Source organism: Aggregatibacter segnis ATCC 33393, from assembly GCF_000185305.1.
GTDB lineage: Bacteria > Pseudomonadota > Gammaproteobacteria > Enterobacterales > Pasteurellaceae > Aggregatibacter > Aggregatibacter segnis.
Window position 1 is genome coordinate 969695 of record NZ_GL622200.1, and the last position, 25976, is coordinate 995670.

24 protein-coding genes and 1 pseudogene are annotated in these 25976 nt (G+C 41.6%); 15 read left to right on the top strand and 10 right to left on the bottom strand.

What is annotated here, in order from left to right:
- Nucleotides 1–143 precede the first annotated feature (143 nt).
- Both ftnA (HMPREF9064_RS04925) and ftnA (HMPREF9064_RS04920) read left to right on the top strand, forming a co-directional pair.
- Nucleotides 144–629, top strand: a complete 486-nt coding sequence (gene ftnA / locus HMPREF9064_RS04925; protein ID WP_006718205.1) for a non-heme ferritin — start codon at nt 144–146, stop codon at nt 627–629.
- A 16-nt stretch (nt 630–645) separates the two neighbouring features.
- Nucleotides 646–1143, top strand: a complete 498-nt coding sequence (ftnA, locus tag HMPREF9064_RS04920) for a non-heme ferritin (protein WP_003686798.1) — start codon at nt 646–648, stop codon at nt 1141–1143.
- A gap of 58 nt (nt 1144–1201) precedes the next feature.
- On the opposite strand, the gene HMPREF9064_RS04915 is transcribed toward ftnA (HMPREF9064_RS04920), so the two are convergent.
- On the bottom strand, nt 1202–1384 hold the full coding sequence (locus tag HMPREF9064_RS04915) for a hypothetical protein (RefSeq protein ID WP_006718211.1): 183 nt from the start codon (nt 1382–1384) through the stop codon (nt 1202–1204).
- 107 nt (nt 1385–1491) lie between these two features.
- Between HMPREF9064_RS04915 and HMPREF9064_RS04910 the strand changes: the two genes are divergently transcribed.
- Entirely contained in the window at nt 1492–2265 is a 774-nt protein-coding gene (locus HMPREF9064_RS04910) for an FNR family transcription factor (RefSeq protein ID WP_006718213.1), read from the top strand.
- Nucleotides 2266–2377: 112 nt separating this feature from the next.
- Nucleotides 2378–3313, top strand: coding sequence for a universal stress protein UspE (gene uspE / locus HMPREF9064_RS04905; RefSeq protein WP_006718215.1), 936 nt, complete (start codon nt 2378–2380; stop codon nt 3311–3313).
- A gap of 161 nt (nt 3314–3474) precedes the next feature.
- On the opposite strand, the gene topA is transcribed toward uspE, so the two are convergent.
- The 4 genes from topA to pepN form a co-directional block, all read right to left on the bottom strand.
- A complete protein-coding gene (topA, locus tag HMPREF9064_RS04900; protein WP_006718217.1) occupies nt 3475–6081 on the bottom strand; it encodes a type I DNA topoisomerase in 2607 nt (868 codons plus the stop codon).
- A 203-nt stretch (nt 6082–6284) separates the two neighbouring features.
- A complete protein-coding gene (locus HMPREF9064_RS04895) occupies nt 6285–7121 on the bottom strand; it encodes a PHP domain-containing protein (RefSeq protein ID WP_006718218.1) in 837 nt (278 codons plus the stop codon).
- A gap of 8 nt (nt 7122–7129) precedes the next feature.
- Nucleotides 7130–8149, bottom strand: coding sequence for a quinone-dependent dihydroorotate dehydrogenase (pyrD, locus tag HMPREF9064_RS04890; protein WP_006718220.1), 1020 nt, complete (start codon nt 8147–8149; stop codon nt 7130–7132).
- A gap of 77 nt (nt 8150–8226) precedes the next feature.
- Nucleotides 8227–10836, bottom strand: coding sequence for an aminopeptidase N (pepN, locus tag HMPREF9064_RS04885; protein ID WP_006718222.1), 2610 nt, complete (start codon nt 10834–10836; stop codon nt 8227–8229).
- A gap of 152 nt (nt 10837–10988) precedes the next feature.
- Here pepN and purE point away from each other — a divergent pair, with 152 nt between their 5' ends.
- The 7 genes from purE (at nt 10989) to HMPREF9064_RS04850 (ending at nt 17348) form a co-directional block, all read left to right on the top strand.
- Nucleotides 10989–11486, top strand: a complete 498-nt coding sequence (gene purE, locus HMPREF9064_RS04880; RefSeq protein WP_032998138.1) for a 5-(carboxyamino)imidazole ribonucleotide mutase — start codon at nt 10989–10991, stop codon at nt 11484–11486.
- 137 nt (nt 11487–11623) lie between these two features.
- Nucleotides 11624–12712 carry a 5-(carboxyamino)imidazole ribonucleotide synthase gene (gene purK, locus HMPREF9064_RS04875; RefSeq protein ID WP_006718226.1) on the top strand — a complete coding sequence of 363 codons (1089 nt, stop codon included), beginning with the start codon at nt 11624–11626 and terminating at the stop codon, nt 12710–12712.
- Nucleotides 12713–12801: 89 nt separating this feature from the next.
- Nucleotides 12802–13992, top strand: coding sequence for an amino acid aminotransferase (locus tag HMPREF9064_RS04870; RefSeq protein ID WP_006718228.1), 1191 nt, complete (start codon nt 12802–12804; stop codon nt 13990–13992).
- 227 nt (nt 13993–14219) lie between these two features.
- The gene (locus HMPREF9064_RS04865; RefSeq protein ID WP_006718229.1) at nt 14220–15206 is read left to right on the top strand and encodes a FecCD family ABC transporter permease; all 987 of its coding nucleotides are present in this window, start codon (nt 14220–14222) and stop codon (nt 15204–15206) included.
- A gap of 9 nt (nt 15207–15215) precedes the next feature.
- Complete coding sequence (locus tag HMPREF9064_RS04860; RefSeq protein WP_006718231.1) at nt 15216–16004, top strand: ABC transporter ATP-binding protein; 789 nt, start codon at nt 15216–15218, stop codon at nt 16002–16004.
- A gap of 12 nt (nt 16005–16016) precedes the next feature.
- Nucleotides 16017–17051 (top strand): ABC transporter substrate-binding protein, encoded by a 1035-nt coding sequence (locus HMPREF9064_RS04855; RefSeq protein ID WP_006718233.1) that lies wholly within the window; start codon nt 16017–16019, stop codon nt 17049–17051.
- A gap of 87 nt (nt 17052–17138) precedes the next feature.
- Nucleotides 17139–17348 carry a TOBE domain-containing protein gene (locus HMPREF9064_RS04850; protein ID WP_006718235.1) on the top strand — a complete coding sequence of 70 codons (210 nt, stop codon included), beginning with the start codon at nt 17139–17141 and terminating at the stop codon, nt 17346–17348.
- 119 nt (nt 17349–17467) lie between these two features.
- On the opposite strand, the gene HMPREF9064_RS09775 is transcribed toward HMPREF9064_RS04850, so the two are convergent.
- The 4 genes from HMPREF9064_RS09775 to HMPREF9064_RS04835 form a co-directional block, all read right to left on the bottom strand.
- Nucleotides 17468–19876, bottom strand: a complete 2409-nt coding sequence (locus HMPREF9064_RS09775) for a FepA family TonB-dependent siderophore receptor (protein WP_006718236.1) — start codon at nt 19874–19876, stop codon at nt 17468–17470.
- A gap of 130 nt (nt 19877–20006) precedes the next feature.
- Nucleotides 20007–20756: an ABC transporter ATP-binding protein gene (locus HMPREF9064_RS04845; protein WP_006718238.1), complete on the bottom strand. Its 750-nt coding sequence runs from the start codon at nt 20754–20756 to the stop codon at nt 20007–20009.
- Nucleotides 20753–21766 (bottom strand): FecCD family ABC transporter permease, encoded by a 1014-nt coding sequence (locus HMPREF9064_RS04840; protein ID WP_006718240.1) that lies wholly within the window; start codon nt 21764–21766, stop codon nt 20753–20755. Before HMPREF9064_RS04840 ends, HMPREF9064_RS04845 begins: the two co-directional genes overlap by 4 nt.
- Entirely contained in the window at nt 21766–22770 is a 1005-nt protein-coding gene (locus HMPREF9064_RS04835) for an iron ABC transporter substrate-binding protein (RefSeq protein WP_006718242.1), read from the bottom strand. The genes HMPREF9064_RS04840 and HMPREF9064_RS04835 overlap by 1 nt, the downstream gene beginning before the upstream one ends.
- Nucleotides 22771–22928: 158 nt before the next feature.
- On the opposite strand from HMPREF9064_RS04835, the gene HMPREF9064_RS04830 reads away from it, so the two are divergent.
- The 4 genes and pseudogenes from HMPREF9064_RS04830 (at nt 22929) to ttcA (ending at nt 25359) form a co-directional block, all read left to right on the top strand.
- The gene (locus tag HMPREF9064_RS04830; protein ID WP_006718244.1) at nt 22929–23423 is read left to right on the top strand and encodes a hypothetical protein; all 495 of its coding nucleotides are present in this window, start codon (nt 22929–22931) and stop codon (nt 23421–23423) included.
- Between the two features lie 34 nt (nt 23424–23457).
- On the top strand, nt 23458–23745 hold the full coding sequence (locus tag HMPREF9064_RS10095; protein ID WP_407641379.1) for a TonB-dependent receptor plug domain-containing protein: 288 nt from the start codon (nt 23458–23460) through the stop codon (nt 23743–23745).
- Nucleotides 23732–24214 (top strand): annotated as a pseudogene (locus HMPREF9064_RS10100) (TonB-dependent receptor domain-containing protein); the annotation flags it as partial. The gene HMPREF9064_RS10095 and the pseudogene HMPREF9064_RS10100, both read left to right, overlap by 14 nt.
- 212 nt (nt 24215–24426) lie before the next feature.
- Entirely contained in the window at nt 24427–25359 is a 933-nt protein-coding gene (gene ttcA / locus HMPREF9064_RS04815) for a tRNA 2-thiocytidine(32) synthetase TtcA (RefSeq protein ID WP_006718250.1), read from the top strand.
- A 120-nt stretch (nt 25360–25479) separates the two neighbouring features.
- Here ttcA and HMPREF9064_RS04810 read toward each other — a convergent pair whose 3' ends face one another.
- Entirely contained in the window at nt 25480–25962 is a 483-nt protein-coding gene (locus HMPREF9064_RS04810; RefSeq protein ID WP_006718252.1) for a C40 family peptidase, read from the bottom strand.
- Nucleotides 25963–25976: the final 14 nt, after the last annotated feature.

The following is a 25976-nucleotide window of genomic DNA, read 5'->3' on the forward strand; positions in this document are numbered from 1 at the left end:
AAAACCCTTTTAAATTAATGGGTTACACTAAAAATCAATAAAATAAAATTGACAATTCTCAATAATATGAGTAAAATTCATCCGCAAATACAAATTTTGTATTGTGATACATCTATTAACCGTATTAAGGAAAGGAGTTAGTTATGCTAAGTAAGTCAATTACAGCAAAATTAAACGAACAAATTAATCTCGAGTTCTATTCATCAAATGTCTATTTGCAAATGAGTGCATGGTGCTATAAACATGGTTATGAAGGCGCTGCAGCATTTTTACTTCGCCATGCCGATGAAGAATTGGAACATATGCAAAAGTTGTTTACTTATGTGAGCGAAACCAGTGGAATGCCTTTGTTAGGTAAAATTGACGCCCCTAAACACGATTACGCTTCATTAAAAGAAGTTTTTGAAACAACACTTGAACACGAAAAACTAGTGACATCTAAAATTAATGAGTTAGTTGAGAGTACTTTTGCAGAAAAGGATTACTCTACTTTTAACTTCTTACAATGGTATGTGGCTGAACAGCATGAAGAAGAAAAATTATTTAACAGTATTGTTGATAAATTCAAACTTCTTGGTGAAAGTGGCACAGCGCTCTACTACATTGATCGTGAATTAAAAACTTTATAAGAATAGGAGAAATAAAATGTTATCAAATAGCGTGATTAAACTATTAAATGATCAAATGAATTTAGAGTTTTATTCTTCTAACTTATATTTACAAATGAGCGCCTGGTGCGAACAACAAGGTTTCGAGGGAGCTGCAAAATTTTTATCAGAGCATGCGGCTGAAGAAATGCAGCATATGCGTAAACTCTTCACTTATTTAAATGAGACCGGTGCTTTGGCTATCATCACACAAATTGATGAACCACCTCATCAATTTTCATCATTGAAACAAGTACTTGAATTAACTTATGAACATGAAAAGTTAATTACTTCTAAAATCAATGAATTAGTTGGTAGAACTTTTGAAGAGAAAGACTACTCTGCCTTTAACTTCTTACAATGGTATGTGGCTGAACAACATGAAGAAGAAAAATTATTCAGTGGAATTTTGGATAAATTAAATCTTCTTGGTGAAGATGGTAAAGGTTTGTTCTTAGTTGATAAAGATTTAGGCGCATTAACAACAAACAACTAATTAAGTCTGATGAAAAAGGCTAAGTCATTATCGATTTAGCCTTTTTTTATATCAAAATCTAGCTACTTTTGTCTAAAAGTGCGGTGCTTTTTTCAGGTGTTTTTGAAGGATATTGAGAAGGATATTGAGATTGTTGGTTGCTTTCATAATGAAATGTACGATAAAAAAACGCAATAAGTAGAATGACTAGCACCAGTAAAATTTGAATTAAGCGTTTCTTAGTTAGTTTTTCAGCAGCCATACTTCCTCACCAATGTTTGTACTTTTTAAATTAATAATTTAGTGGTATTATTGAGATAGATCAATTTTACACGATTCTTTTCCATTTTTCTGGAATTTGGGGAATAAATGAAAATTTTACCGACTGAAACAAAATTAGGACGTCGAGTTCAATCTGGTGGATGCGCAATCCATTGTCAAAATTGTAGCATTAGTCAGCTATGTATTCCTTTTACTTTAAATGAACATGAATTAGATCAATTAGATAATATCATTGAACGTAAAAAACCTATCCAGAAATCTCAAGTGCTTTTTAAAGCGGGTGATGAGCTTACATCACTCTACGCTATTCGCTCTGGTACAATTAAATCTTACACAATTAGTGAAACCGGTGAAGAACAAATTACTTCTTTTCATTTACCGGGAGATTTAGTCGGTTTTGATGCGATTATGAATATGCAACATCCAAGTTTTGCTCAAGCACTAGAAACCGCTATGGTGTGCGAAATTCCATTTGATATTTTGGATGATTTATCCGGCAAAATGCCGAAATTACGCCAACAAATTATGCGTTTAATGAGTAATGAAATTAAAAGTGATCAAGAAATGATTTTATTACTCTCAAAAATGAATGCTGAAGAACGCCTTGCCGCTTTTATTTATAATTTATCGCAACGCTATTCTGCACGCGGCTTTTCCGCTCGAGAATTCCGTTTAACGATGACACGTGGTGATATTGGCAATTATCTTGGTCTCACCGTTGAAACAATCAGTCGTTTACTTGGCCGTTTCCAAAAGCTAGGTGTTTTGTCTGTGCAAGGAAAATACATTACGATTAACAATATGGCCGAATTAATCGAATTATCCGGTACTAATAAAACCAAAATCAAAATGGTTATCTAACACCTCCCTTTCCGGCGCATAAAATTGTGCCGGATGCCTTTTTAAGTCTCTCTCCTTGTCATTTATTCAAGAATGTTCTACCCTATTTATAACCAATAAATGGAGGTTGTACATGAAATTCAATAACATACTGGTGGTTTTAAATCCTGAAAATGACAAACAATATGCCCTTGCTAGAGCTGTTCGTTTGGCGCAAGAGCAAAAAAGTCAATCCCCAGTAAAAATAACCCTTTTCCTCGCAATTTACGATTTATCTTATGAAATGTCGGCGTTACTTTCTTCAGAGGAACGCTCAGAAATGCATAAAAATGTCATTGAACAACGTAAATTAGCCATCCAGCCCTACATTGAAAAATATGCTTCTGATGGAATTGAATTTGCTACAACCGTTGTTTGGAACAGCAATGAGGCAGAAGCCATTGCTACTGAAGTAGAAAATCAAGGATATGATTTGGTAGTCAAATATACTAAAGCGGAAGAAAGCCTGACATCATTAATCGTGACACCGGTTGACTGGCAATTACTGCGCAAATGTCCGGTACCTATTCTTGTAGTGAAAGATGGCGATTGGAAACACCAACGCCGGGTTTTGGTTGCAGTCAACGTATCTGATGATGAAAATGAAGCGCATAGCTCGTTTAATGATGAATTAGTCTCATTAAGTATGGATTTAGCGGCATCTTTAGATCGCGGCAATATCCATCTTGTTACCGCTTATCCGCCAACGCCAATTAATATGGCTATAGATTTACCTGAGTTTAGTTCTAGTGAATACAATAACGGTTTACGTGGACAATATTTAATTAATATGAAGGCATTGCGCCAAAAATACGGTATTAATGACGATCATACCCACGTGGTTGAAGGTTTCCCTGAAGATGTTATTCCACAAGTTGCTAAAAAAATAGAAGCTGAACTCGTGATTTTAGGCACCATTGGTAGAACGGGGCTTTCTGCCGCATTTTTAGGGAATACCGCGGAACATGTCATTAGCAAACTAAACTGCAATTTATTAGCTATTAAGCCATCAAAGAAAGAGGAGAATTAATTTAATCTCTTTCAGCTTAATGATTTTTTCTTATTGCAGAAAAATTATGGGTATTCTGATAAAACAAAAACCACCTTTACAGGTGGTTTTTTAATAAGAAAAGTGCGGTCTAAAATTTAAATATTTTTTCAACCGCACTTTTAAACTTCGAAGAAAAAAAATTACTTTTTCCGCTCTATCCATTTTCCATCAACAAAATCCACAATCCATTTCGTGGCTTTGCCATTCTTTTCAGAGGTAACATATTGACGTTTTTCCTTACGGCTAAAGCGAATAATTGCCTCATTCCCCTCTGGATCGACTTGTGGTGCATCGGCTAAGTAGCGCAATTTCTCCGGTAAACGCTCACGATACAACGCCAATTCTGCCACTTTCGGGGCGCGAGTTTCGCGAGATTTCGGGAAATTATGCGCGGACATAAACACGCCACTGGCACCATCGCGTAATACAAAATAAGCATCCGATTTTTCACATTTTAATTCGGGGAAAGGAATCGGGTCTTCTTTTGGTGGTGCAACTTCACCATTTTTCAAAATTTTACGAGTGTTATCACATTGCGTACAGCCCATGTATTTACCAAAACGTCCTAATTTGAGGTGCATATCGCCACCGCACTTATCACATTCGACAACCGGGCCGTCATAGCCTTTAATCTTAAATTTACCCTCTTCGACTAAATAGCCCTCGCAATTTGGGTTATTACCGCAAATATGCAATTTGCGATGTGGATCGATAATGTAACTATCCATCGCGGTACCACATTTCTGACAACGCTTACGTTCCATCAGCGCTTTCGTTTCCGACGCATCATCCAACACATTTAACAATTCCGCTTCCGGAATCAAATTAATAGTGGTTTTACAACGTTCTTTCGGCGGTAAAGAATAGCCGGTGCAGCCTAAGAAGACGCCCGTGCTAGCCGTTCTAATAGCCATATTGCGTCCGCAAGTTGGACAAACAATATCTGTTTCGACCAAATTATTCGGACGCATTCCGCCTTCTAATTCGTCTAATTCTGCCTTAGTCAATTGTGTTGAGAAATCTTTGAAGAATTGATTTAATTCGGTTTTCCAATTTTTCTCACCGGACGCGATTTGGTCTAATACATCTTCCATATTGGCAGTGAAATCATAGCTCATCAAATCAGCAAAAGACTGATTTAAGCGATCGGTCACAATTTCGCCCATTTTTTCCGCATAAAAACGACGATTTTCTGTACGCACATAACCACGTTCCTGAATCGTAGAAATAATGGCAGCATAGGTAGAAGGTCGGCCAATACCACGTTTTTCCAACTCTTTCACTAATGCAGCTTCTGAAAAACGTGCCGGTGGCTTAGTGAAATATTGTTGTGGCTGCACTGCAGACAAATTGAGTTTGCTGTTGACAGAAACATCCGGTAGCGCTTGATCTTCAGCAGATTTACTTTGTTGCGGCAATACTTTTGTCCAACCGTCAAAACGTAAAATACGTCCTTTGGCCGTTAACGTATAATCCCCTGCTATCACCGTTAATGTTGTGCTGTCATATTGCGCAGCCGGCATTTGACATGCCACAAATTGACGCCAAATTAAATCATATAAACGCACGGCATCTTTTTCCATACCGACTAATTCATTTAATCCAACATGGATATCGGATGGTCGAATAGCCTCGTGGGCTTCTTGTGCATTGTCTTTACTGGAGTAAAAATTCGGTTTTTCCGGTAAATAAGCGTGTCCGTAATGTTTTTCAATATAACCGCGCACCATATTTAACGCGTCTTGGCTTAAATTGGTGGAGTCCGTACGCATATAAGTGATGTAGCCCGCTTCATATAAACGTTGTGCCAACATCATGGTTTTCTTCACACCAAAGCCCAAACGGGTACTTGCCGTTTGTTGTAGCGTAGAAGTAATAAAAGGCGCTCTTGGTCGAGAGCTGGTCGGTTTGGTTTCTAAATCAGAAATGACATAATCGGATTTAGTTAAAAAATCCACCGCACTTTGTGCTTGTTCCGCATTTTTCGGTTCAAATTTTTTGCCTTTAAATTGCGCAACATCTAACTGAATTTCATCACCTTTCGGTGTGTTAGTAAGAACGGAAACTTCCCAATATTCTTGCGGCACAAACGCCTTAATCTCACGCTCACGTTCTACAATCAATTTCACGGCGACCGATTGCACACGGCCGGCAGATAACCCACGCGCCACTTTTTTCCAAAGCAACGGTGACACCATAAAACCGACAACACGATCTAAGAAACGGCGCGTTTGCTGCGCATTCACCCTATCCATGTTTAAATTTTCAGGATGTTCAAAGGCTTGTTTAATGGCGTTTTTGGTAATTTCATTAAAGACAACGCGACTATAACGTTCATCATCGCCGCCAATTACCTCGCGTAAATGCCAGGCAATAGCCTCTCCTTCTCTATCCAAGTCGGTGGCGAGATAAATATGATCGGCTTTTTTGGCGAGGGATTTTAGTTCAGCAACGACTTTTTCTTTACCGGGTAAAATCTGATAGTTGGCTTTCCAACTGTGATATGGGTCGATCCCCATGCGTTTGACTAAAGCATCTTGTTCTTTTTGTTGTTTTATCGCTTGCTTTTCTTCCGCACTAAGACCTTTGGTGGAAATAGGTTTGGCTTTCTCTCCGGTCGCAGAACCCACCGTTGGCAAATCACGAATATGGCCCACGCTGGATTTCACTACATAATTGTTTCCTAAATATTTATTAATGGTTTTCGCCTTCGCCGGCGACTCCACAATAACCAAGGATTTTGTCATTATTATTACCTAATTTCGATTAACTCGTATAAAATTGCCCGCTATATTGCTAACTATCTTCAAGTAGGTCAACTACTTTTTTCCAAAAGGCATCAGAAATGGATAAACTCAACGCAATTTATTACTCAGCTGGATTTATGTAAGACAAAACCGTAAAAGTGCGGTCGTTTTTAAGTACGTTTTCGTTTTACGTGACCTTGCAATTAAGCAAGGTCATTTTTTATGTCTAAAACAAAAGGAATATGCTCCGGCAACGGTGCAAGTCTGCCTAACTCCACCCAGGCACAAGGAAAATGGAAATCAGACCCCATAGAGCCGGCAAGTTGATGTTCTTCCGCGAGTTTTACCAATAATTGATACTGGTCGCGACTTTGTCCACAACCGGAAATTTCAATGGCATCGCCGCCCCAGGCTTTAAAACTCTCTGTCAGTTTTCGCACCCATTTCATGGTCATAGTATAACGCAACGGATGGGCAAACACGGCAAGCCCACCGGCTTGATGGATGATATCAATGGTCGTTGGAATATCAACCCACTGTGACTTGACATAAGCAGACTTCCCCTGCCCCAAATAACGTTTAAAGGCTTGACCATCATTAGAGACTTTGCCGATTTGTACTAAATGACGGGCATAATGCGCTCGGGTCACTTCGCCATTGCCGGCTAATTTTTTTGCCTCTGCGTAGGCATTTTCTACACCAATTTTTTCTAATTTCGCCCCGATTTCCTGAGCTCGAATCTCGCGTAATTTCGCTTGCTCTGCTAAAAGTGCGGTCATTTTTTCATGTGAAATATCAACCCCTAAAGCCACAATATGAATGGAGCGATTTTCCCATAACGTGGAAATTTCCACGCCATTAATCAGCCTCATGCGCAAGGACTCTGCCTGTTGTCGAGCCTCAGCAACTCCGGCCACGGTATCATGATCCGTCAAGGCCAGCACATTCACGCCTTTTTCATGGGCGCGCAAAACCACTTCCGTCGGTGTCAAAATACCGTCAGAGGCTGTACTGTGGCAATGTAGATCGTATTTGAGCATGCTTTTCCTTATTTAATCGCTTGAACCAACTCTTTCACCAATTTCGGGCCGTGATAAATCAACCCGGAATACACTTGTAAAAGCTCGGCACCGGCTTGGATTTTCTCTTGAGCATTTTGTACGCCGTCAATGCCACCGCTGCCAATAATCGGAATTTGCCCTTTTAGTTCTTGGTGCAAGCGAGCAATGATAGCAGTACTTTTATGTTGCAATGGCTTCCCGCTTAATCCACCCTGCTGTTCAGCATTTTGAAGATTTGTGACGTTGTCGCGAGAAATGGTTGTATTAGTGGCAATCACACCATCCATTTTATGACGCATCAAGGTATCGGCAATTTGAATTAACTCGCTTTCCGTCAAATCTGGGGCGATTTTTACCGCAATCGGCACATATTTGCCGTACTGTGAAGCCAGTTCTTTTTGACGGGATTTAATACTTCTCAACAAATCATCAAAATAATCACCATATTGTAACTGACGCAAATCCGGCGTATTAGGCGAAGAAATATTCACGGTGATATAACCGGCATAGTTATAGGCTTTATTCAAACAAATCAGATAATCATCTTTCCCTTGCTCTAAAGGCGTCAGTTTATTTTTACCGATGTTGATCCCCAACACGCCGTCATAGTGCGATTTTTTGACATTTTCAATCAGCTGATCGATACCATAATTATTAAAGCCATTACGATTAATGATGCCTTCTGCTTCGACTAAACGAAACTGGCGTGGTTTGGCATTCCCCTCTTGAGCCAATGGCGTCACTGTGCCCACTTCAATGAAACCAAACCCCATGGCACCAAAGCCATCAATCGCTTCAGCGTTTTTATCTGCACCTGCTGCCAAACCGATAGGATTTTTAAATTCAATGCCCATGACGGTTTTCGGCGTGCCTTGTGGGCAATTTAGAAGTTGTTTTAAGAGAAAATGAAATGGTGGATATGCCGCTAAGCCAAGGGCTTTTATCACTAAATTATGGGCATCTTCAGGATCAAGGGAAAAAATCCCTTTACGAATGAAAGAATACATACTCGTTTATCTCTCCGGATAGTTAACTGTGAAAAGAATAGAAAAAGTGCGGTCAAATTTAACCGCACTTATCATGTTTACTGTAACGCTTTTTCGATTTTCTCAAATAAATCGCGAGATAAATCTTCTGTCTCACTGATGCGTTCTAGCGCTCGTTTCATCAAGGTTTGGCGTTGTGCATCATAGCGCGCGAAACGAATTAACGGTTCAATTAAACGAGAGGCTATCTGTGGGTTGCTTTTATTTAGTTTAATCAAAATATCCGTTAAGAAACGGTAGCCTGAACCGTCAATGGCGTGGAACGCCTTTAAGTTTTGTCCTGCGAAGGCACCAATGAGAGAGCGCACGCGATTCGGGTTATTAAAATTAAAACTTGGATGATCCATTAACTGCATCACATTTTGCAGCACATTGTCTTCCGGACGTGTCGCTTGTAAAGCAAACCATTTGTCCATGACTAAACCGTCATGTTGCCATTTTTGCTCAAAATCAGCCAATAAACTGTCACGACAAGCCAATTTAGCTTGGGTTGCAGAAGTCAATGCGGCAAGCGTATCAGTCATATTATTAGAATAAGTGTAATGCTTATTCACCAAGTTATTGCCAATATTACTGTATGCCAAGTAACTTAAGCACACATTGCGCAGTTTGCGTAAGGCAATATCTTGACGATTAATTTGATATTCATCCAAACGAATTTGATTGTAAGTCTTCAGTAATAATTCTTTTAAATTATCGGCAATCGTTTGTGCCATAAATTCCCGTACAGCACTGATCGCATCCGGATCAATGGTTTTAAATAGTTCGGCAAATTCTGTTGCTTTCGGTAAGGTGAGAATTAAACTGGTTAACTCGATATCTTTTTGATGATTATCTAGAACTTGATAAAGCACTGCAGCCGTTTCCGCAGATAAATCGAGAGGTTGCCCTTGTTGATAATTGGTAACGTTACGTCGTAACTCTGCAGCAAGTAACATCTGTGCAGCATCCCAACGAATAAAGCCATTTTCAGCAAATTTTAATAAGGTAATCAGTTGTGAAGTGGAATAATCGTAATCCAATTTCACCGGTGCAGAGAAATCACACAATAATGCCGGAACAGGCTTAGTGTAAATATTATGAAATTCAAAGGTTTGGTCTTTTTGTGTAATGTTCAAGACATTATCCACAACGCCATCGGCATCATAGAGTGTTTGTACTGCACCCTTTTCATCATACAACGCAATTTTCAACGGAATGTGTAAATTCACTTTTTCCATTTGATCGGCTGTCGGTGGCGTTAATTGAGAAACCTGTAATTGATAGACATGATTTTTTTCATCATAACGATCACTGATAGTTAACTCCGGCGTGCCGGATTGACTGTACCAACGGCGGAACTGGCTTAAATCCAAATCATTGGCACGTTCCATGGCTGACACAAAATCTTCGCAGGTTGCGGCTTTACCATCATTTTCCGCAATATATAACTTCATGCCCTTTTGGAAGCCTTCTTCGCCCAATAAGGTATGCAACATACGAATCACTTCCGCGCCTTTTTCATACACGGTAACCGTATAGAAGTTATTCATTTCAATCACTTTTTCCGGGCGAATTGGGTGTGCCATCGGGCCGGCATCTTCGGCAAATTGTACGGTACGCAAAAACTTCACGTTATTAATGCGATTTACCGGGCGAGAACCGGTGTCAGAGGAAAATTCTTGATCACGGAAGACCGTTAAACCTTCTTTTAAACTTAATTGAAACCAATCACGGCAAGTGACTCGATTCCCCGTCCAGTTGTGGAAATATTCGTGCGCAATTACACTTTCAATGGCTAAATAGTCGTCATCTGTTGCCGTTTGTGGATTTGCCAACACATATTTGTCGTTAAAAATATTGAGCCCTTTATTTTCCATGGCCCCCATGTTGAAGAAGTCCACCGCAACAATCATGTAAATGTCTAGGTCATATTCCAAATCAAAACGCTCTTCATCCCATTTCATGGCACGTTTTAAGCTTTGCATTGCCCAATCTGCGCGATCTAAATTGCCACGATTAACATACAATTCCAATGCGACTTTACGGCCCGTTTTAGTAATGAATTGATCTTTCAGAACATCAAAATCGCCTGCCACTAACGCAAACAAATAACTTGGTTTCGGGAATGGATCATTCCACTCTACCCAATGACGCCCATCTTCCAAATCGCCGCTGTTAATGCGATTGCCGTTAGAGAGTAAAAATGGATATTTCGCTTTATCCGCCGTAATTTTGGTGGTGTAACGCGCTAATACATCCGGGCGGTCTAGCATGTAGGTAATTTGGCGAAAGCCCTCGGCTTCGCATTGTGTACAAAAAGCTTCACCGGATTGATACAAGCCTTGCAATGAGGTGTTGGCGGCCGGGCTTAAAATAGTGGTAATTTCCAGCTCAAATTGGTCTGCTTCTACTCGCGCCAAATCCAACGTTAAACTTTCGCTATCCTGCTGATATTGAGAGAATGGTTTGCCATTTAATTTAATGGAAGAAAATTGAAAATCATGCCCGTCTAACCGTAATGTCGTACTTTCTTTGTTAAGACGTTGATATTGACTTGTTGCTACAACAACTGTTTTTTCAGGTTCCAACTGGAAATCAAGATAAATGTCGGTAACAGTGAAATCGGGAGTTTGATAATCTTTTCTATATTTGGCTTTAGCGTACATAAAACGACCTAATTCTAAGGGCTAAAAAGTGCCGTTAAGGATATGATTTTTAGCCTTAAGTTGCAAATGGATTTTCTTTGGCAAACTTATCGCAAACGTTTGCGCATTATGCTATTCTAGCGCCGTTTTTTATCTCCAAGAATGAGGCAAAAATGTCTTTAACATCTCCTAAAATTGCCATAGTAATGGGCTCCAAAAGTGATTGGGCAACCATGCAGGAAGCTACGCAAATTCTCGATCAATTACATGTTCCTTATCACGTCGAAATTGTTTCGGCACATCGCACGCCAGACAAACTCTTCCAGTTTGCCGAAAACGCACAACAAAACGGTTATGAAGTGATTATTGCCGGCGCTGGTGGTGCAGCACATTTGCCGGGCATGATTGCTGCTAAAACCATCGTACCCGTGCTTGGCGTTCCGGTGAAAAGCGCAATTTTAAGTGGTGTCGATAGCCTCTATTCTATCGTGCAAATGCCCAAAGGAATTCCTGTCGGCACCTTAGCTATCGGGCCAGCCGGTGCGGCAAACGCAGGCTTATTAGCTGCGCAAATTTTGGCGATGAATAATGCAGAATTAGCACAACGCTTGCATCAGTTCAGACAGACACAAACACAAAGCGTATTGGACAATCCTGATCCTCGAATTTAAAAACAGCTAAAATTTCCACCGCACTTTAAACAACAGATATAAAAAGTGCGGTCATTTTTTCCCGTGTTTTTTAATGAATCACTGAAGGTAGCGCAAGCCTGAACGTTTGTGCATCCCTAAAAATCAATGAGAAAACTATGCAAAAATCAGCCCTCTACCCAACCATTTATGTCCTCGGCAACGGACAGCTCGGCAGAATGTTACGCTATGCCGGTGCGCCTTTAGATATTCACGTTCAACCGCTGCCTTTCGATGCGCCGGTGTTTGACTTGTCGCCGAATGACATTATTACCGCAGAAATCGAACGCTGGGAAAAAACACCGCTAACCACGCTCCTCGGCAATCACGCCAATTTCGTCAATCAAAAAGTCTTCGCACAATTAGCTGATCGCTTAAGCCAAAAATCCTTATTAGATAAATTACATCTCCCGACCTCGCCTTGGTGTCTCTTGAAAGAACCATCACAATGGGACGAAGTATTTCAAGATATCGGTGAAAAAGTCGTTGTTAAACGCCGTATGGGCGGCTATGACGGACGTGGGCAGTGGATTGTATCTGATGAAAACAAAGCACAAATCACTGAAGACCTGTTTGGGGAAACCATTGCTGAAAAATTCATTCCCTTTGATTACGAAGTGTCTCTCGTGGGCGCCCGTTTCCGTAACGGCGAGACTCGTTTTTATCCGGTCACTCACAATTTACAGCAAAATGGCATATTACGTTACAGTGTCATGGATATCACTTTCCCACAACAAAGCGCACAGCAACAGCAAGCTGAAATGATGTTAAGCAAAATCATGAATGAGCTCAATTATGTGGGCGTGATGGCAATGGAATGTTTTGTGGTTGGCGATCAGCTTTTAATTAATGAGCTTGCACCACGCGTACACAACAGCGGACACTGGACCCAACTTGGCTGTGCTGTGAGTCAATTTGAATTGCATTTGCGCGCATTGTTGGATTTGCTTACGCCGCAATTAAAGGTCTCTGCGCCAAGCGTGATGGTCAATTTGATTGGTACTGAGCACAACCCACAGTGGTTAAACACCGCCTTTGCACAATTACACTGGTATGGCAAAGAAGTACGACCGGGGCGTAAAGTGGGACACATTAACCTTTCGCATCCGGATAAAAAGGTCATTATCGCCCAACTAGACAAACTCGCCACAGAGTTGCCGGAAGACTATCAATCCGGTTTGCAATGGGCAAAAAATAAGTTGATATAGTTAACATTTTCGCAACATATTGCTTGTCAAAAAGAAACCCGAGCAGTATAACTAAAGAGATTTTTCACCCACCATCCGAGGATAATACTATGTTTGAAAAGATTACTGCCGCACCGGCGGATCCAATTTTAGGTTTAGGCGAAGCATTTAAATCCGAAACCCGTAGTAACAAGATTAATTTAGGCATTGGCGTGTATAAAGACGCCAAAGGCAATACCCCGATTGTTAAGGCGGTAAAAGAAGCGGAAAGACGTTTATTAGAACAAGAAAATACCAAAAACTATTTGCCGATTGACGGTGTTGCTGATTTTAACGCACGTACCAAAGAATTATTGTTTGGTGCGAATTCCGATATCGTAAAAAATAACCGTGCAAGAACCGCACAAAGTTTAGGTGGCACCGGCGCGCTCCGCATTGCTGCAGAGTTCATTAAACGCCAAACTAACAGCCAAAATGTGTGGATCAGCACGCCAACCTGGCCAAACCACAATGCAATTTTCAAAGCGGTGGGCATCAACATCCGCGAATATCGTTACTACGATGCAGAACGCAAAGCCTTAGACTGGGACAACTTAATTGCCGATTTAAGTCAAGCCGGTGAAGGCGATGTGGTTTTACTTCACGGTTGCTGCCACAACCCGACCGGTATCGACCCGACACCGGAACAATGGGACAAACTGGCTGAAATGTCTGCACAAAAAGGCTGGTTGCCATTATTCGACTTTGCTTACCAAGGCTTTGCTCACGGTTTAGAAGAAGATGCTTACGGTTTACGCGCTTTTGCCAAAAACCACAAAGAACTTTTAGTGGCAAGCTCCTTCTCTAAAAACTTCGGTTTATATAACGAGCGTGTTGGTGCATTCACTGTCGTGGCAGAAAATTCTGATATTGCTGCAACAGCATTAACTCAAGTAAAAGTCATTATCCGTACCCTCTACTCCAACCCGTCTTCTCACGGGGCAAATACCGTTGCATTAGTATTAAATGATGCAAAATTGCGCCAAGACTGGGAAAACGAACTCACCGAAATGCGCGACCGCATCAAAAAAATGCGCCACCGTTTTGTTGAGTTGCTTAAAGAATACGGTGCACAACAAGACTTTAGCTTCATCATCAACCAAAACGGGATGTTCTCTTTCAGTGGCTTGACCGCAGAACAAGTTGACCGCTTGAAAGAAGAATTTGCCATTTATGCCGTGCGCTCAGGCCGTATCAACGTTGCCGGTATTACCGAAGACAATATTCGTTACCTCTGCGAAAGCATTGTCAAAGTGTTGTAATTTTTAACCGCTCTTTAAAAGAAAACGGCATCGAAATAGATGCCGTTTTTGTTTTCTGAAAAACAGTCTCAAAACTGACCGCACTTTTATCACTCAAAACAAAAGTCCAGTTATTTTTCCTGCGCGTTTTGACTTACTCCCTTAATTTCGTTATATAAAATAAATTACAAAGGTATATATAATTTCATATATAATGAACCACATTAAAAACTAACCGCGCTTTTCTCATGAATAAAAACACGCTGATTTTTATCTTGCTCATTTTATTGCTTTTCGGTCTTGCCTTGTTTTCTTTGTCGTGGGGGCGTTTTGCCATTCCGATTGAAAACGTAGTACAAAGCCTAATGGGCAATAATGCTAGCGATGTACAAAACAACATTATTTTCAATCTGCGCTTGCCACGCATTCTTGCCGCTATTTTAGTGGGGGCGGCGCTTGCGGTGGCGGGAGCAACCTTTCAGGGGATTTTCCGCAATCCGCTGGTGTCGCCTGATCTGTTAGGTGTATCCAGTGGAGCTTGTATTGGCGCAGCCATTGCGATTTTGCTCGGTTTCGGGTTGTTTGCCATTCAGGGATTTGCATTTGTGGGCGGTTTAATTGCCGTGTTGATGACCATGAGCCTGCCAAAACTGGTGCAGCGCGATTCCACGATTATTCTTGTGCTTTCCGGGATTATCATTTCCGGCTTTATGATGGCTTGCCTTGGTTTAATCAAATATCTCGCCGACCCGGAAACTCAACTTGCCGACATTGTGTATTGGCAAATGGGGAGTTTGACCAAAGTGGATTATAAAAACCTGAGCATGCTCGCCCCGATTATTCTGTTTACTACCGGCGGTTTACTCATGATGCGTTGGCGCATTAACGTATTGTCATTAGGTGATCGGGAGGCAAAATTAATTGGTGCCAATATTCGTTTGGAACGCAATGTTATGGTCGTGTTTGCCACCTTGCTCACCGCCTCTGCTGTCTGTTTAAGCGGCACGATCGGTTGGATTGGCTTAATTATTCCGCATTTGGCGCGCATGTTTATCGGCGACAATAACCTTCGCACCCTTCCGCTTTCTGCACTGATCGGAGCCCTATTCTTGCTCATTATCGACACCTTAGCACGCAACTTATATACCCAAGAAGTTCCACTCGGCATTCTGACAGGATTTATTGGTGCCCCGTTCTTTGCTTGGGTATTAGTAAAACAAAAAGTCGCGAAATAAGGAGCCGACATGTTAAAAATCAACCAACTTTATTTTCAACATCAGCCTCATATTCCGTTATTAAATGGTGTGGACTTAACGCTGAATGCAGGTGAATTAGTCACCATCCTCGGTGCTAACGGACGCGGAAAATCAACGTTGCTGAACTGTATTGCCGGTTTACTCACACCACAACGGGGCGAAATTTTTCTCAATAATGTAGAAATTAAGCATCTGACAAGTAAACAAATTGCCCGTCAAGTCGCCTATGTATCGCAACATTCACCGCAAACTTATCAATACAAGGTATTGGATTATGTGGTGCTGGGACGTGCAGCTCACCTAGGTTTGTTCGGCAAACCGCGTGAGGAAGATTATCACTTGGCAGAACAAGCGTTAGCCCAACTGGGTATCAGCCATTTTGCCGACAAAATTTATATGCAAATGAGCGGCGGTGAAAAACAATTAGTCAATTTAGCCAAAATTTTAGTGCAACAGCCGCAACTGATTTTGTTTGATGAACCCACTTCCGCCCTGGATTACGGCAATGTATTTAAAACCTTGAGCCTGATTAAAGAGTTATCACATCAGCAATTTTCCATCATTATGACCACCCATAATCCTGATCACCCGATGCTTTTGCATGATGTGATCCCGAACAGCAAAGTGGCCATCTTAAATACCCAAGGAAAATTGCACTGTGGTTTAACCGAAGACATTCTCACAGAAGACAATCTGCGAGAACTTTACCAAACAGATTTGCGCTTAATTGAGGTGCCTGAATTAGGACGCAAAATCTGTGCCATTACGCATATTTAAGAGGACGTGCTTATGACCCTGAAAAAAACATCTCTAAAACTTACCGCACTTTTTGCTGCTACCCTGTTGGCATTTTCTGCACAGGCAAAAATCGTCACCGACGTGGACGGCAACCAAGTGAACATTCCCGATCGCGTCGAACGTGTCGCTGACCTTTGGCATGCCAATAACCAAATCGTGTTGTTATTAGGTGGGGCCGACAAATTAGTTGCAACGACCACTGCTATTGCGGCGAATCCTTGGTTCGCTGAAGTGTATCCAAACATTAAAAACGTTCCGGTGCTAACTAACGGCGAAACGATTCAAGTGGAAGAATTGTTATCCCAAAAACCGGATGCTGTGTTGTTGTCTAAAAAATCCATGCTAACCGAAGTAAGCCAAGCCGGCTTAAAAGGCGTGCGTGTGAGTTTTCAAGATTTTGATGGATTAAAGAAAACTGTGAGTATCACTGCCGAGGTTTTAGGAGACAAAGCCCCTGAAATCGCGAAAAGTTACATCAAAGAACTTGAAGGCAACATTCAATTCGTCGAATCCCGCATTAAAGACGTGAAAGAAGAAAAACGTCCGACCGTATTGCACATCACTAGCGGCGCTGATTTACTTAAGATTGACGGTGGCAAATCCATGATTGGTGAATGGATTCGTTTAGCCGGCGGTAAAAGCGTGTTACCGGATCAAGCCAACATGGTGACTGTCACCATGGAATCCATTGTGGAAGCTAATCCGGATGTAATTATCATCGGCAGCAGCGGCAATAAATCTCAAGTCGCCATTGAGAAAATCAAATCTGATCCAACTTGGCAATCCATCAGTGCGGTCAAAAATAATCGTATTTATGCCAACCCGACGGGGACTTTCCCATGGGATCGTTATAGTGCAGAAGAAGCCTTACAAATTTTGTGGGCGGCACAATTATTCCACCCAGAAAAATTCCAAGACATTGATATGGTGGAAAAAACACAGGCGTTTTACAAAAAATATTACGGTTATGCATTAAGTAAAGAAAACGCTGAGCAAATCTTAAAAGGGCTATCACCTCTTAAGTAGTATTGGTTTTTATCGTAATTATGGGTAAAATGCAGACTCTTTTTTCATCCGCCTACTTTTTGTAGGCCTTAATACAAGGAAATTTCTATGAAAATCAGTGCAAGAAACCAATTAAAAGGTAAAGTTGTTTCAATCGAAAGCGGTTCTGTAAACGCAATCGTTCACCTTGATATCGGTGGCGGCAACGTAATTTCTTCTACCATCTCTCTTGAAGCGGTAAAAGAATTAGGTTTAGCAGTAGGCAAAGACGCTTATGCAATTATCAAAGCAACTTCCGTAATGGTTGGCGTAGAATAATTTATTCTTAATGAAAGACAAAACAACCGTACTTGAAAAAGTGCGGTTGTTTTTTTATGTGTTTTTCTGCCATAAAAAATGCGGTGAAAATTCACCGCACTTTTTTTACATAATCAATTTTAGAAACTGTATTTCAAATTCGCAAAGTAAGAACGACCACGCTCATTATAGGTGCGTGCCGTGCCGGCGTTACGATAAATACGTTTATCTAAAATATTATTCACCCCCACACGTAGGCTTAAACTGTTATTAAATTTATAGCCAACGTTAGCGCCCCAAATGCCGTAGCTACCAAGTTGATATTGTGTCACCAAGCTTTCACCGGTGTTATAAATTACGTGCATAAAGTTTTCCGCATTCTCAACGGTTTTTTGTTTGCCGTAACGGGTGTAAGAGGTATTCACATCCCAATGATCATTAATTTTCCAATTAAGATTGCTGTTCACCGTGTATTTCGGCACAAGAGAAATCGGATTGCCGGTTTCCTTGTTTTTATTTTTGAGCATATAGGTGAGATTGGTACTGAATAAAATCGCATCATCTAAGAATGGTAATGTGATATTACCTTCAACCCCTTCAATAATCGCTCTTGGTGTGTTGCCCCAACGATAAACATTGGTTGCCGTGTAGTTACGATAAATCGCTCTTCCGTCCGGAGTATTGCTTGCACGAATTTCACGATCATAGCCGCCTGCCGGTGCATCAATGGTCGTTAAGAATTCACCGTTAGACACGATTTTATTGCGATAATCATTGTGGAAATACGCCAAGGAGAACAATTTACCTTCGTTTTCATATTCAAAGCCGATTTCTTTGTTCCAGCTGGTTTCCGGTTTGATATTTTCATTACCTAAGAAGTAACAAGCACGTCCCCAGTCAAAACCTTTCGGATTACTGTTTTGAAGAACGGTATATTGTCTGCCTTTTGCATCTGTCTTAACAACACTGCCGGTTGAATTTAACGCATTTGGATTATTCCAGTTATTTGCGCTGTCAATCGGACAACCATTACTCGCGTTAATGAGCAAATAATTTGGGGAAGATTGATAAAGATTCGGTGCTTTATAGGATCTTGCTACTCCACCTTTAATTTTCCAGTTTTCGCTCACTTGGTGTGAGAAGTTGAATGACGGGCTCCAGTTCGATTTAGAATTCGTGCTGGAATCAAAACGAATGCCCGGTGTTACAATGGTTTTGTTATTTGGCAACATAATGTTGTCTTCCAAGAACGCCGCCCATTCATTTTGTGCCACTTTACCACTACGTCCTTTATCTTTTAACCAAGGCACGATGGCATAAACTTGCATGGTTTGCGTCATAGAAGCAGCATCATCCAATTCAGAACGGGACGCTTCCGCACCAACAGTCACCATATGGCTGGTATTACCCAAAGCAAAGGGAATATAAAGTTCATTGCTAAAACGGTAGTTTCTGAGTAAACCGACAGATTTATTTAACCCGTTGTAAGCCCCTTCCGTACTGCCCAACAAGCCTTCCGGATAATGATAGTTACGGGTTTGGTCGAAAGTGAAATAAGTGCGGTTATCTAACACGCCCCATTTGCCTTCATGTGTTAAACCGTAACTTTGACGGTAAAGCGTTGAGGTTTCCGCATGTTGTAACGCAAGATCACGGCTGGTTTTCATGGCTTGATTCAGTAAAACAGAGCTGTTTTGTGTGTCCCCGTTATAAATATTGCCTTGACGACTGTATGCTGCATCAAAGGTTAATTTTTGATCCGGGGTGATATTCCAAACTAACTGTCCTGCCACATCACGGTTACGCACACCTTCACGCCCGGCATAACGAGTATTATCTTGTGTTCCCGCATTGTTATTAACGAAGGCATCTTCACCTGAGTTGATATCCAACGCATCCGCTTGTGTTTTCGCAATGTTGCCGTATAAACGGAAACCTAATACATCCTTAATTAACGGACCGCTGACGTTAAAACCAAGACGGTTGGTATAGCCTTCCTTGCCGTCTTCCGGTTGTTCGGTGAAAAGATTCACACTGCCGTGATACTCACTGGTCGGAGATTTAGTTTTGATATTAACCACCCCACCCATCGCACCGGAACCGTAACGAGCTGCTGCCGGCCCACGCAACACTTCAATGGATTCAATGGCATCCGCCGGTACCCAGTTGGTATCACCACGGGTATTACGGGTACCGTTTCTGCCGTAACGTTCGGAGTTACGGGATTTTACCGGTTTACCGTCCACCAAAATCAGGGTATTTTCCGGCCCCATGGCGCGAATATCCACCTGACGTTTATTACCACGAGCACCGCCCGGTGCGTTGGTACTTAAGGTTACGCCCGGTTGTTTAGCAATAATTTCAGACGCGTCATTTTCAATAGGATTACGTTCTAAATCTTTCGCTGTTACCACAGAAACACCCAGTGATTGTTTCACTTGTTCTTCTGCCGTCACTTGAATTTCGTCTAGTTTTTGCGTGCTTTCCGCTTGTGCAAAAGTTGAAATCACAGCCAAACTAATAATGCTGAGTCGAGGGAATTTTTTCATTGATAAATCCTTAGTTTGATAAAAAATCGCGCAATAATACGATCGCTATATAAATCAATAAATAACCATAAATAAGTAAAAAAAGATTACACCTTCGTTCTTAGCTGTTGTGTCTTCTGTCAAGAATAGGCTAAAAACGCAAATGTTGCTGTAGCTGTGTGGTTGAGGTGCGGTAGATTTTGGCTAAGTTTTCTAAGGTCAAAAGGGATTCTCGAGCGCCTTGTTGGCACCCGTATTGCTGATCGAGTAGCAAAATATTTTCGGCTAAATACATCGCTTGTTGCGGATTATGGGTCGTGATCAGCAAGGCGATATTTTGTGCTTGGAGCTGTTTAATTTTTTCTAACACGCGAATTTGATTGCCAAAATCCAAACTCGCTGTCGGTTCGTCCATCACCAACAATTTAGCTTGTTGCGCAATGGCTCGAGCAATGAGTACAAGTTGTTTCTCTCCCCCGCTCAATTCCGGATAGTAACGTTTGGCAAGATGTTCAATTTGCAGACCGGCAAGGGCGGACAGCGTCAATTCTTTATCTTCCGCTTTTGGCGTTTGATACCACTTTAAAAAGGCAGAACGTCCCATCAACACCATGTCTTGCACCAAAAACGGAAACAAATGTTGGTGCGCCTGTGGCACATAAGCGATATTGCGTGCCAATTCCGCCTGTGTATAAACAGAAAGCGGCTGTTGTTGCCAGCAGACTTCGCCTTGCAATGCGGGTTGTAAACCGAGCAAGGTTTTCAAGAAGGTACTCTTTCCTGCCCCATTAGCCCCCAATAAACAACAAATTTGTTTTTCCTTTAAACAGAAATTGATGTTGTTTATTAAAACGTTGTTGCCATAACCAATGGCTAAATCATGGGTTTCGATCAAATTCATCGTCTGCCCCGTAATAATAAATAAAGGAAGAACGGCGCGCCGCACGCAGAAGTGAGAATCCCCAACGGTAATTCAATGCCGGCGATGGTGCGAGCTAAAGTGTCTGTTAATAACAGAAAACTGGCGCCAAGCAACAAAGAAGTTGGCAACAACAGAATAAAATTCGCCCCCACCAACAAGCGTGCAATGTGTGGCACGAGCAATCCGACCCAACCGATAATGCCTGTAATCGACACCGCACTTGCGGTGCAAATGGTGGTGAAAATAATCAAAATATAACGGGTCGCTTTAATCGGCACACCTAAACTGCGCGCCTCTTCCTCTTCCAAGGAAAGCAAATTCAAACGCCAACGCAATAAAAATAACGGTGCCATACTGATCATTAAAATCGGTGCCAGTTGCAGTACATCTTTCGGCGTGATGGCAGTTAAACTACCGAGCAGCCAAAACGTGATGGAAGGCAGTTGAGTAAAGGGATCGGCAAGAATTTTCAACAAAGAAATACCCGCACCAAGCAAAGATCCGATGGCGATGCCGGCAAGGACTAAAACCAAAATCGGGTCTTGCTCCTTGCTACGAGAAGCAATGAGCGAGACACAAAACACCGCAGAAATACCGCCAAGAAAGGCAAACAGCTGAATGTAAAACATCGGCAAACTATAAAAAATCGCCAAAGACGCGCCCAATCCTGCCCCTGCGGAAACACCTAAAATATCCGGTGAAACTAACGGATTTTTAAACATACCTTGGTAGGTTGCCCCCGCACAAGCCAACGCCGCCCCCACTAAACACGCCACCACAATACGCGGAGAACGAATTTGCCATAACACAGTGTGAATGGGCGAATCTATCTTACATTGAGGCTCCCATGAACAGATGAGGGTTTGCCATAATTGGCTTGGTGAAATGGGAAATTTACCCACATTCAAGGCAAGCAAAATACTGCTGATTAACAACGCAATCAGCAGCAAAAAGAATAGACGTGGGGAACGTTGAATAAACTGTTGCATTATTGTCCTTGTTTCAGCAGTTGCTCCGCCTGTGCAGTTGACAAATCAATGTGGTAGAACAATTTATAAAAACGCTGCACTTCCGGCGCGAAGTCTGCCATCGGCTTGTTGCTTAGCAAATGTTGTAACCAACGCACGCCAAGCAAGCGATTCAAACTTGGCGGTGAATCGAGCCAACCGAACGGCTGGTTAGGAATGAAAAAAACGCGCTGATTTTTCACCGCTCTTAATTGGCTCCATTGCGGATTATTTTTGATGGTTTGAAAAAATTCGGCGTATTGCGTCAGAATGATGTCGGGATTCCAAAGCAATAACTGTTCCATGGAAACTTGCGTTAGGCCTTTGTGTTCCCCTTCCACCACATTGCGCAAGCCTACCAACTCCATTGCTTCAGTGTGAATAGACCCTTTTTGCCCGGTTTGCAAGCCGTCGGCACTGCGCGCCAAGTAAGCAGTTTGTTGTAAAACAGCAGAAAAATCGACCGCACTTTTTAAGGTTTCTTCCGCATATTGTGCTTGCTGTTCCGTTAATTGTTCCACGCCCAACCATTTTCCCAATTCACGCAAGGTGTTTGGCGTGGCAGCAAGTCTGCCGTCTAATAATAGATAAGGTACACCGGTCTGCGCAAAAGTACGCTTAGCTTGGTCAATATAATTCGGCGTGACATTCCCCACATCAATAATCAAATTTGGCTGCAACGCCACAATTTTTTCCGCAGAAAGTGTGCTGCCCTTGCCGGCAATTTTGCCGATCGTCGGCAATGCTTGTTGTTCCGCAGGAAATAATTTACCGCCCTGAGATGCCATATTAAAGCCTGCCAATCCCACCATTTTTTGTGGTGCGACCGACAGCAATAGCACATCACTCGGGTTGCCGGCACTTAGCACTTTCTCAATGGGTTGAGATGCTGGAACTTCCCCCGCCAGAAAAGCCGAAGGCGTATTCTCTGCCCATAGGTTTGTCGCGAAAATCAGCGAAAATAACAAGATGAAGTATTTTTTCATGTGAATATCCTTAAAAGAGCGGTCATTAAATCCAATAAATTCAAATTCTACCGAAACACTATATATTTTTGAATATATAACGAAAAATTGCTAGAATAATCTCGCTATATGTTTATATACATATCGTTGTTTTTCCTAAACCAAGTTGGGTAGAAAAGATGAAATTTGAGGTGATCTATAAATTCTTGCTGTTTTGCGTATCGCTCATCAGTTTGTTTTGCGTGGTGGTAAGTGGTGCCGGATTATTTTTCGGTTGGCAAATGGGCACGTTGTTTTATGTGCATATCACTTTTGCCGTGTTACTGGTTGTGGCGTTGTTACTGCATATGCTTAACCGGAAAAATAAACTGGTGAAAATCAATACGCAATTTGCCGATCTCGTTTTACACAACAAATACCCAAGTTATTGCAGTCTAGATCGTCTCATCATGACTTTTGAGCATTTTTCGATTGCGCAAATTGCCGAACAGTTGAACCTCGATTTAGCGGTTCTACTGAATGAATTGGCAGAAGGAAAAATAAACGTAAAAAATTCTCACCGCACTTTACGGGAGAATTTCCCCCATAACGACGAAAAGATTTTTGCTGCCGTTACCCTCGCGCTGCAACTTCGTTTCACTTCTCACTTACCTGTTAATTTAAAGGGACATTAAAATGAAAAAAACACTTCTTTGCACTGCCATTGCCATGGCTTGTGCTGCGGCCTATGCCGAAGACGTTTTTACGCTTGGACAAATTGAGGTGATTGCCGATAAATCAACTGATTTGAGTACCGCCCGAACCAATCAAGCCGATTTACAAAAAAACAACCAAATTCGCGTTTCTGATGTAGCAAAAACCACACCGGGCGTCTTTTTAGAACGTAGCGGTGCGCGCAATGAGCATAATTTATTAGTACGCGGTTTTGATGCACGCCGTGTGCCAATTTTTATTGACGGGATTCCGGTATATGTGCCTTATCAAAGATGCCATTGAACCGGTAAAACAACCTAATGGCATGGAAAAGAATGTCAACTATGGCAAAGAAGTCTTTAAAGGCGTAGAACTTGCGGCAACTATTTTTGCGACAGATAACTTAACGTTCGGTGCGAATTACACCTACACTCGTGCGAAAAACAAAATGAACACAAGCTACATCATTCGGAATATTCCAAAACATAAATTCTTTGCATATGTAGATTGGAAAGTTGTGCCAAATCTATCGTTCTATATCAGCCAAGAAGCGGAACAAGGTCGTTATAGCACTGATGGCATTGGCAAAAAAGCAGAATTAGTCAAACTTTCCGGCTTTGGTGTTACCAATGCAAAAGTGATCTATGATGTAACAAAACACTTCAGCGTAGAAGCCGGTGTCTCCAACTTGTTTGATAAAAACTACTACTATCATGCAGGTTATCCGGAAGAAGGACGCGTTTATTTCTCGAATTTGAAATACAGCTTCTAACCCCCTTCTTAACAATTTTATTAATAACAAGGCCCTGTTTAACAGGGCTTTATTTTTGACTTAGATTGGCAAAAATACCATGAGAAAGCACAGCACTTTGTATTTTCTGAGCCTAAAGTGCGGTGTATTTTTTCCGTGTTTTTCAATTCATTTATGCAAAAATTGAGGCTTCGTATATAATGAGCCGCTTTCCAAATAACCGAATAGAAACAATGAATACAGCAAGCCAAACAGAAAAGAAACAAAGTTACAATTTCAATAAGTTACAAAAACGCCTACGCCGTAATGTGGGCAACGCCATTGCCGATTTCAATATGATTGAAGAAGGCGATAAAGTGATGGTATGCCTTTCCGGTGGGAAAGACAGCTATACCTTATTGGATATTTTGCTCAACCTACAACAAAATGCGCCGGTCAATTTCGATATTGTGGCGGTGAATTTAGACCAGAAACAACCGGGCTTTCCGGAGCATATTTTGCCTGAATATTTACAATCTATTGGTGTGAATTACAAAATTGTAGAAGAAAACACGTATGGTATTGTGAAAGAGAAAATCCCGGAAGGAAAAACCACTTGTTCTCTTTGTTCCCGTTTACGTCGCGGGATTTTATACCGTACAGCGACCGAACTTGGTGCCACAAAAATCGCATTAGGGCATCATCGCGATGATATGTTGGCGACGCTGTTTCTAAACATGTTCTACGGCGGAAAATTAAAATCCATGCCGCCAAAATTGATTTCTGACGATGGCAAACAAATTGTGATTCGTCCGCTTGCCTATTGCAAAGAAAAAGACATTGAGAAATACGCCGTTGCGAAACAATTCCCAATCATTCCTTGTAACCTGTGCGGTTCACAGCCGAATTTGCAACGACAAGTGGTGAAAGACATGTTGAACACTTGGGATCGCCAATATCCGGGGCGTTTGGAAACCATGTTTAGCGCCATGCAAAACATTACCCTTTCTCATTTATGTGATCCGAAACTTTTCGACTTTAAAGGCATTAAACACGGTCAAGCGCTTGAAGGTATCGAGGGCGATACTGCATTTGATGAGCAAAATATCACACCAATGCAATTTGATGATGAAGATCAGACTGATTTCAGTGAACAAGAGATGATTGCATTTAAGGAAGTGAAGTAAAAAACGTGGCTAAAAACCACCGCACTTTTAGTGCGAGGTACCTAATAAAAGGCTATTGAAGACAAATAAAAAGGTGCATTTATACGCACCTTTTTATTTTATTTTTTTCTTCTACATCACTTAAATACGTCTCGCCTGCCAATAGGCTTTGCGCCAATAATCACTATTCATGGAAGAATAAACGACACCACCTTTGGTTGAGGCATGGAGAAATTTATCCTCTTTCACATAAATTCCCACATGGTAGCCATTTGGTCCTAAGCCTGTTTTAAAGAAGACTAAATCCCCGGTTTGAATATCTGATTTTTCGATATATTGTCCGTATTTAGCTTGATCTTTGGTTTGACGCGGTAATTTTATGCCAAAGCGATCAAAAAACGTGGTTTGCACAAAACCGGAACAATCCACCCCATTACGACCAAGCCCACCAAGCACATAAGGCGTTCCCGCCCATTCATGTTGTTGTTCGCTTAATAAAGCAATCGCCATAATGGGATCGTTAATTTGACCTTTGTAATTAATGCGCGAGGATTTGTATCCGCCGGAACAGGCAGCTAACGCCAACACACAACCACAAAGCAATAAAGATTTTAAAACACGCATTGATAGAACATCTC

What these genes read in the sequence shown, in the direction of transcription:
- ftnA (WP_006718205.1), top strand. Translation starts at nt 144, where the DNA reads ATGCTAAGTAAGTCAATTACAGCAAAATTAAACGAACAAATTAATCTC.
- ftnA (WP_003686798.1), top strand. Translation starts at nt 646, where the DNA reads ATGTTATCAAATAGCGTGATTAAACTATTAAATGATCAAATGAATTTA.
- HMPREF9064_RS04915 (WP_006718211.1), bottom strand. Translation starts at nt 1,384, where the DNA reads ATGGCTGCTGAAAAACTAACTAAGAAACGCTTAATTCAAATTTTACTG.
- HMPREF9064_RS04910 (WP_006718213.1), top strand. Translation starts at nt 1,492, where the DNA reads ATGAAAATTTTACCGACTGAAACAAAATTAGGACGTCGAGTTCAATCT.
- uspE (WP_006718215.1), top strand. Translation starts at nt 2,378, where the DNA reads ATGAAATTCAATAACATACTGGTGGTTTTAAATCCTGAAAATGACAAA.
- topA (WP_006718217.1), bottom strand. Translation starts at nt 6,081, where the DNA reads ATGACAAAATCCTTGGTTATTGTGGAGTCGCCGGCGAAGGCGAAAACC.
- HMPREF9064_RS04895 (WP_006718218.1), bottom strand. Translation starts at nt 7,121, where the DNA reads ATGCTCAAATACGATCTACATTGCCACAGTACAGCCTCTGACGGTATT.
- pyrD (WP_006718220.1), bottom strand. Translation starts at nt 8,149, where the DNA reads ATGTATTCTTTCATTCGTAAAGGGATTTTTTCCCTTGATCCTGAAGAT.
- pepN (WP_006718222.1), bottom strand. Translation starts at nt 10,836, where the DNA reads ATGTACGCTAAAGCCAAATATAGAAAAGATTATCAAACTCCCGATTTC.
- purE (WP_032998138.1), top strand. Translation starts at nt 10,989, where the DNA reads ATGTCTTTAACATCTCCTAAAATTGCCATAGTAATGGGCTCCAAAAGT.
- purK (WP_006718226.1), top strand. Translation starts at nt 11,624, where the DNA reads ATGCAAAAATCAGCCCTCTACCCAACCATTTATGTCCTCGGCAACGGA.
- HMPREF9064_RS04870 (WP_006718228.1), top strand. Translation starts at nt 12,802, where the DNA reads ATGTTTGAAAAGATTACTGCCGCACCGGCGGATCCAATTTTAGGTTTA.
- HMPREF9064_RS04865 (WP_006718229.1), top strand. Translation starts at nt 14,220, where the DNA reads ATGAATAAAAACACGCTGATTTTTATCTTGCTCATTTTATTGCTTTTC.
- HMPREF9064_RS04860 (WP_006718231.1), top strand. Translation starts at nt 15,216, where the DNA reads ATGTTAAAAATCAACCAACTTTATTTTCAACATCAGCCTCATATTCCG.
- HMPREF9064_RS04855 (WP_006718233.1), top strand. Translation starts at nt 16,017, where the DNA reads ATGACCCTGAAAAAAACATCTCTAAAACTTACCGCACTTTTTGCTGCT.
- HMPREF9064_RS04850 (WP_006718235.1), top strand. Translation starts at nt 17,139, where the DNA reads ATGAAAATCAGTGCAAGAAACCAATTAAAAGGTAAAGTTGTTTCAATC.
- HMPREF9064_RS09775 (WP_006718236.1), bottom strand. Translation starts at nt 19,876, where the DNA reads ATGAAAAAATTCCCTCGACTCAGCATTATTAGTTTGGCTGTGATTTCA.
- HMPREF9064_RS04845 (WP_006718238.1), bottom strand. Translation starts at nt 20,756, where the DNA reads ATGAATTTGATCGAAACCCATGATTTAGCCATTGGTTATGGCAACAAC.
- HMPREF9064_RS04840 (WP_006718240.1), bottom strand. Translation starts at nt 21,766, where the DNA reads ATGCAACAGTTTATTCAACGTTCCCCACGTCTATTCTTTTTGCTGCTG.
- HMPREF9064_RS04835 (WP_006718242.1), bottom strand. Translation starts at nt 22,770, where the DNA reads ATGAAAAAATACTTCATCTTGTTATTTTCGCTGATTTTCGCGACAAAC.
- HMPREF9064_RS04830 (WP_006718244.1), top strand. Translation starts at nt 22,929, where the DNA reads ATGAAATTTGAGGTGATCTATAAATTCTTGCTGTTTTGCGTATCGCTC.
- HMPREF9064_RS10095 (WP_407641379.1), top strand. Translation starts at nt 23,458, where the DNA reads ATGGCTTGTGCTGCGGCCTATGCCGAAGACGTTTTTACGCTTGGACAA.
- ttcA (WP_006718250.1), top strand. Translation starts at nt 24,427, where the DNA reads ATGAATACAGCAAGCCAAACAGAAAAGAAACAAAGTTACAATTTCAAT.
- HMPREF9064_RS04810 (WP_006718252.1), bottom strand. Translation starts at nt 25,962, where the DNA reads ATGCGTGTTTTAAAATCTTTATTGCTTTGTGGTTGTGTGTTGGCGTTA.